1 protein-coding gene is annotated in these 564 nt (G+C 56.9%); it reads left to right on the top strand.

The window, feature by feature from the left end:
• Positions 1-564 (top strand): immunoglobulin-like domain-containing protein (locus LIY45_RS30580; RefSeq protein WP_226478728.1); only part of this gene is annotated, 564 nt, incomplete at both ends.

Here is a 564-nt window from a genome sequence, read left to right as displayed (position 1 = left end):
GTTAGCACCACCATTACGGCGGCGACTGGCGGTAATTTTGAGAACCTGGTGCCGAGCACCACGCCAGCGGTGACTACGATCACCGACTCGGTTGATACCACGACGGTGACGCTGTCGACTAACGACACCGCGATCACTGAAGGCGGCCAGATCACCTACACCGCCACGCTTTCGAATGAAGCGCATGCGCCGGTGACTGTGACCTTGTCCAACGGTCAGGTGATCACCATTGATGCCGGTAAAACTACCGGTACCGTGGTATTCCAGACTCCGGTCAATGACGTCTACAACAACGGTTCGACCGTTAGCACCACGATTACAGCGGCTACTGGCGGCAACTTTGAGAAGTTGGTACCGGACAATACGAATCCGCCGACCACCGTCATTTCGGACTCGATCGATACCACCACCGTGACCTTGTCGACCAACGACACGGCGATCACTGAAGGTGGTCAGATCACCTACACCGCGACGCTGAGCAATGAGGCTCACGCGCCGGTGACCGTGACCTTGTCCAACGGCCAGGTCATCACCATTGATTCCGGCAAAACTACCGGCACTGTA

The organism is Pseudomonas sp. MWU16-30323 (genome assembly GCF_020515595.1).
Classification (GTDB): domain Bacteria; phylum Pseudomonadota; class Gammaproteobacteria; order Pseudomonadales; family Pseudomonadaceae; genus Aquipseudomonas; species Aquipseudomonas yamanorum.
Note: the sequence above shows the minus strand (reverse complement) of the source record. Positions and strands in the feature narration are given on the sequence as shown.